Here is a 5,081-nt window from a genome sequence, read left to right on the forward strand (position 1 = left end):
GCATGATCAACCATGTCGACTGTCATGCGGACGATACGGCCGCCGATCTTCGACATGTTTCGACGAACTAATCGGCGCGGCGCGGCGTAACGACCACTGCGTGGCCTGCTGACCTCAAAGGGGGTGGCGGGGAGCCTGCGGCCGAAGCTACGAGCGCACCTATGATCATTAGAAGAACACGAGCCTACTAACCGCCGGCGACTATCCATAAACCGGCGAGCGCCGTGAGGCCGCCAGCCATTTGGGCGACCCAACGTTGCACTCCGCCAATCGCAGGCCGCGATAGCCCAAGACCTATCCTCACGCCGAGGGCATGAAGCAGAGTAGTCGCGATGACAAACCCTACCAGGAACGGAAACGCTCCCGCTTCACCAAGTTCACCGCCATGTGCGTACCCATGGAAAAATGCGAAGAAGCCGACCAATACCATTCCCACCGATGTTGGAACTTGAAGTGCTGCGAAAGCCAGCAGACCGAGAATGAGAACTGACGCTGCAACGACGGGCTCTGCGAATGGGAGGTCACCACCGAGCATGGACACAACGAAGCCGACGACCATGGTTCCGACAAACGCTGAGGGGATGAGCCATGTGGACCGCCCACCGAGCAGAGCAGCCCACAAGCCCACAGCGATCATCGCCAGAATGTGGTCGAGCCCAAACAAAGGATGAGAGAAGCCTGCGAGAAGCGAGCCATGCTCCTCCGGGTTAAGATGTGCGAACGCCGGCATGACGTTGAACATCAAGGTTACGGTTATGACAAACAGTTGTTTCAACATGTCGAATTCCTTTCTCGGCTCTCAGTCTGAAATTCTATGTAAGAATCGGAGCTCAATGCTTGACTCTCGTTTGGGAGCCTTAAGCAACGACCGGCGGCATATAAGGAAAGATCGTTGACGGTTTCGACGTCACAGACTCCTTGCCGATGCCGAGGCGGATCGGCGCGTTGGCCGCGATGCTGCACATGACGTCGGCGGCATTGTCCGTCAGCGAACGGCCGTTCCACTGTCCAAATCCGAATGTCGCCTGCGTGCCCACCTCGTAGGGTAAGATGTTCGGGAAGAAACGATGGGCGACCGTCGAACCGTAGCCTGCAGGGTCCTCCGAGGTACCGTTGGCGGCGACGACCGCCGCGATGGCGTTGGCAGTCCGGAGACCGTAAGTTGCAAAATCGTCGGCCGGCCGGCCGGCGTTCAGCCTGTTGCCCAGATCCTCGTCGAATTGCGTGAACAGCGGGTGGATCATCGGCAGTCCGATGCGATTGATCGGGCGCCAACCGCCCGCGTCGGTGGCTAACGTCGCAACAGCCCACACGCCGAGGCGCTTGCTAATGGCCCCGATCAGCAGTTCGTCGTCGGGAACCTCGAGCACGATCGAGTATACCGTGTGCCCGGCAAAGAGATTTCGGGCCTTTGCCGGATCCCATCCGACAAGGTTGATCACTGTGCCGTCCTGGAATGCGTGGCCTACCGCGTGAAGGACGTCAGGATCTATCCAAAACGGGTCGGCGGCCTTTCCCGCCCAGAAGCGAAGCCCATCGGCCGTTGTCGCGCCTCGGTTGGTGAACCCATCGATGATCGCCACCCCGGGCGAGTTCGGATCGCTAGCATCCGTCCCATCGATCCGACGCAACATAAAGCGTTGATTGCCATCCGCGTCCGCAGCATCGAATGTTACGCGAAAGGTGATGTCCTCGATCGCATCGCCGTCGAGATCAATCTTGAACTCGTACATTCCCTCCGGATGGTACCCAGGCACCGGAAGTTTGCCAAAAATCGAGTGGCAGACATTAATCGCGAATACCGTGCCTGTCGTCCCACGAAAGACATAGAGGTCAGTGATGTCGAGGCGGATGTCTTGGCGTGCGATCGGGGAATCAAGATGGTGGGACATAACGATCTCCAAAAAAGCTCTACCGGCCGGGCCAGGCGAGTGACGTAGGGTTCAACAGTTGGTCGCGAAAAGCCCGGCCCGGCCGATGTTTTGAGCATGTCGCGCTGGTCGGCGCACGTCCGGCAGTCTTGGCCTGTCCAGAAGTGTGAGCGTTCCCCAATGCCTGCATGGGCAAAGACAGCGGCCTGGAGAAGGCGTACGGAACGTCTTCTCCAGATTGGGTGCTCGACTACTAACCTTTCAGAAAGGACAGGATTTCCGGATTGAACACGTCTGCATGGATGGTAAAGGCGCCGTGGGGATAGCCAGGGTAAAGCTTCAGCGTGCTGTTTTTGATCAGCTCGTGCTGGAGCACCGAAGCATCCTTGTAGGGAACCACTTGGTCGTCCTCTCCCTGCATGATCAGGGTCGGCACGGTGATCGCCTTCAGGTCGTCCGTTTGGTCAGTCTCGGAAAAGGCCTTAATGCCTTCGTACTGTGCAATTGCGCCACCCATCATACCCTGGCGCCACCAATTCTCGATTACACCCTGCGAGACCTTGGCGCCAGGCCGATTGTAGCCGTAGAACGGGCCGGAGGCGACGTCGAGATAGAACTGCGACCGGCTGGCCGCTAGCGCCTTGCGAAAGCCATCGAACACCTCGATCGGCGTACCCCCAGGATTGGAGGGGGTCTTCAGCATCAGGGGCGGAACCGAGCTGATCAAAACGGCCTTGGCGACGCGGCGCTGCGGCTCGCCATATCTGGCTACATAGCGGGCAACCTCGCCGCCACCCGTCGAGTGGCCGATATGGATGACATCCCGGAGGTCAAGATGCTCGACCACGGCGGCGGCGTCGGCGGCGTAATGGTCCATATCGTTGCCGGTGGCTACCTGAGTCGAACGGCCATGGCCGCGGCGGTCGTGGGCGACGACTCGATATCCGTTCGCCAGAAAGAATAGCATCTGGTTGTCCCAGTCGTCGGCAGACAGCGGCCAGCCGTGGTGGAAATGGATAGGTTGGGCACTTTTGGGGCCCCAGTCCTTGTAGAAGATCTCCGTGCCGTCCCTTGTCGTGATGTATCCGCTGCTCATTAGATGCTCTCCTTTAGAAAGAGGGTTGGCGTCCTGCGCGGACGCTGGAACGGGAAGCAGTGGCGTGGCCGCAAGGGTCGCCATACCGGCCACCATCTCGCGGCGATTGAATCTGAATGCCGGAGTAAGTGCTTGTACGTCCATGTCCGTCGCCTCCAAGGGTTAAGTTCACGGTTGGAGGCTAGTCAGGAAACGGCAGAGCGAGAATCGTACCATTGGTTTTTTCGACTAGACATGAGCACAATCCGAACGGCTGGCTGGCCAGCTAGAATGGACCATCACGTGCTGTCAAAAGCCTCCCGAGGCGAGAGAGATTGCATTCATTTCCCGTCGTCGGCGTCGCATAAGATCCACGATGAGAAAGCTGTGGCGGAGGGTAAATGCGTATCGGCTTTGTCGAATGGCCAGACGGCCTGCAACCTCGCGGTTCGCTTTGGACCGATATCTCAAGACGCGTTCGTAGCGAGCGGCCCGACTTGCTCATCACGAACGAATTGCCATTTGGAAATTGGATTGCCTCAAGCAGCCGTTTCAATGCGAGCATCGCGACGGCTAGCATTGCGCTCCACGATCAGGGTTTAGCGGCGCTGTCTGCTTTGGAGGTGCCGACGGTACTGACCTCGCGCCCGATTTGGGAAGGAGACCGTCTTGCGAATGAGGCGGTGGTGATCGAGGATGGCCAGATCCGAGCAGTACACCGAAAACAGTATTTTCCAGCGGAGCCCGGATGGCACGAGACCGAGTGGTATGCCACCGCCGCGCGCGACTTCACGACGACGCAGGTTGGCGGCGTTATGGCGGGTGTGCTCTTATGCACCGAGGCGATGTTCAATGAACACGCTCGCGCATATGGACGCAACGGCGCCAGCCTAATTGCTCTGCCGCGCGCAACTGGCCCAGACTACCGGTCCTGGCAGATCGCCGGCGCGATGGCTGCGCTTGTGAGTGGCTGCTACGTGGTCAGTTCAAACCGGAGCGGCCGGCTTGGACATCAGGGGCCGCTCTTCGGCGGTCGCGGCTTCGCCTTTGCTCCCGGCGGGCGGCTGCTTGCAACGACATCATCTGACCGACCAATCGTCATTATCGAGTTGGACGCTGCAAGGTCTTCGCGGGCGCAGGCAGACTATCCCTGCTATGTCACGGAACCGGCACGCCAGTGACTACAGCATCCAGAGAACGCCCACGACGGATGTTCGCGAATACATTTGATCTGGTCGTGATTCAGATCCTTCGACGCACTCAACGCATCGGCGGCGCCCCCGTCAGGTCGACCTAAGGGCGGTAAAATGGGGCCAGCTTCGCTAGTCAGACTCACTGGGCGGATAAACCACACGTCCATGCTCTATAACAACCGCACCTGCGGTGAGCGTCGCCCGGCTCATTTGCCCCAGGCCCATCAGGTGACAAACGGCGTGGCCGCGTGAAATAAGATGGTCCGCGATTATTCGTCGATGACAACGCCACCAGACGGCCTCCGAACACATCACCGCCAGTTTGTTTGTGCTGCCTCGTGAGATCAGCGCGTCGAGAGAGTCTTGAAAAGCGTCTGATAGTGCATAGTCCGCGTAGTTGTGAAAACTGCGATTTCGCCAAAGCGCATTGCAGCAATCAGGCACGTCGACTTGCCACTGTCGGCGGCCACCCAAGTCAGCAAAATACTCATAAGAAATACTGGACGCGCCCAGAGTGATCGGCAATATGTCTATGTTGTACTCGGGATTACGGCGCGACCGGGGAAACGCTCTCACGTCGGCAATCAGGTCTATAGAGGCGCGTTCGAGAATCGCCGCAAACTGGCGAAAAGAGCGTGTAGAATGGCCAATTGAATAGAACTGCATGATCACAGCTTTCTGGAGAGCGCCCTCTCTATATGGGCTGCGATATGATCCGTTCTGTCACTCCTTATTTCATATTGCGGCTCTTCGTTGGAGGCGTGATGGGTGTATCCCTTGAAAACGAAATCCTCTTCATGGATTCGTATGATACTGCCGCTCGCAGATCCCGCTTCCGAGTTCCAAGTGACGTGATCGCCAATGTGATATTTCGGCATGGTTCACCTTTTCATCATAAAGATCTTGTCAGTGAAGAACTCGGGCTCGGTCTTTTCAGGTGAA

The 5,081-nt window shown here is 58.1% G+C and carries 6 protein-coding genes; 1 reads left to right on the forward strand and 5 read right to left on the reverse strand.

What is annotated here, in order from left to right; all coding sequences use genetic code 11:
• Positions 1-187 precede the first annotated feature (187 nt).
• The 3 genes from EN984_RS22300 to EN984_RS22310 all read right to left on the reverse strand — a co-directional run bounded on the left by EN984_RS22300 (position 188) and on the right by EN984_RS22310 (position 2,967).
• Positions 188-778, reverse strand: a complete 591-nt coding sequence (locus tag EN984_RS22300) for a HupE/UreJ family protein (protein WP_127270684.1) — start codon at positions 776-778, stop codon at positions 188-190.
• Positions 779-857: 79 nt separating this feature from the next.
• Positions 858-1,892: a DUF4331 family protein gene (locus EN984_RS22305; RefSeq protein ID WP_127270681.1), complete on the reverse strand. Its 1,035-nt coding sequence runs from the start codon at positions 1,890-1,892 to the stop codon at positions 858-860.
• Between the two features lie 232 nt (positions 1,893-2,124).
• On the reverse strand, positions 2,125-2,967 hold the full coding sequence (locus tag EN984_RS22310) for an alpha/beta hydrolase (RefSeq protein ID WP_127270695.1): 843 nt from the start codon (positions 2,965-2,967) through the stop codon (positions 2,125-2,127).
• Between the two features lie 380 nt (positions 2,968-3,347).
• Between EN984_RS22310 and EN984_RS22315 the strand changes: the two genes are divergently transcribed.
• Positions 3,348-4,127 carry a carbon-nitrogen hydrolase family protein gene (locus tag EN984_RS22315; protein ID WP_127270679.1) on the forward strand — a complete coding sequence of 260 codons (780 nt, stop codon included), beginning with the start codon at positions 3,348-3,350 and terminating at the stop codon, positions 4,125-4,127.
• A 141-nt stretch (positions 4,128-4,268) separates the two neighbouring features.
• On the opposite strand, the gene EN984_RS22320 is transcribed toward EN984_RS22315, so the two are convergent.
• A complete protein-coding gene (locus tag EN984_RS22320) occupies positions 4,269-4,805 on the reverse strand; it encodes a DUF488 domain-containing protein (protein WP_206517121.1) in 537 nt (178 codons plus the stop codon).
• Between the two features lie 2 nt (positions 4,806-4,807).
• The gene (locus EN984_RS22325; protein WP_127270674.1) at positions 4,808-5,017 is read right to left on the reverse strand and encodes a DUF2945 domain-containing protein; all 210 of its coding nucleotides are present in this window, start codon (positions 5,015-5,017) and stop codon (positions 4,808-4,810) included.
• Between the last annotated feature and the right edge of the window lie 64 nt (positions 5,018-5,081).

Source organism: Mesorhizobium sp. M7A.F.Ca.CA.004.12.1.1 (assembly GCF_003997835.1).
In the GTDB taxonomy this organism is placed as follows: Bacteria; Pseudomonadota; Alphaproteobacteria; order Rhizobiales; family Rhizobiaceae; genus Mesorhizobium.

What these genes read in the sequence shown, in the direction of transcription:
- EN984_RS22300 (WP_127270684.1), bottom strand. Translation starts at nt 778, where the DNA reads ATGTTGAAACAACTGTTTGTCATAACCGTAACCTTGATGTTCAACGTC.
- EN984_RS22305 (WP_127270681.1), bottom strand. Translation starts at nt 1,892, where the DNA reads ATGTCCCACCATCTTGATTCCCCGATCGCACGCCAAGACATCCGCCTC.
- EN984_RS22310 (WP_127270695.1), bottom strand. Translation starts at nt 2,967, where the DNA reads ATGAGCAGCGGATACATCACGACAAGGGACGGCACGGAGATCTTCTAC.
- EN984_RS22315 (WP_127270679.1), top strand. Translation starts at nt 3,348, where the DNA reads ATGCGTATCGGCTTTGTCGAATGGCCAGACGGCCTGCAACCTCGCGGT.
- EN984_RS22320 (WP_206517121.1), bottom strand. Translation starts at nt 4,805, where the DNA reads ATGCAGTTCTATTCAATTGGCCATTCTACACGCTCTTTTCGCCAGTTT.
- EN984_RS22325 (WP_127270674.1), bottom strand. Translation starts at nt 5,017, where the DNA reads ATGCCGAAATATCACATTGGCGATCACGTCACTTGGAACTCGGAAGCG.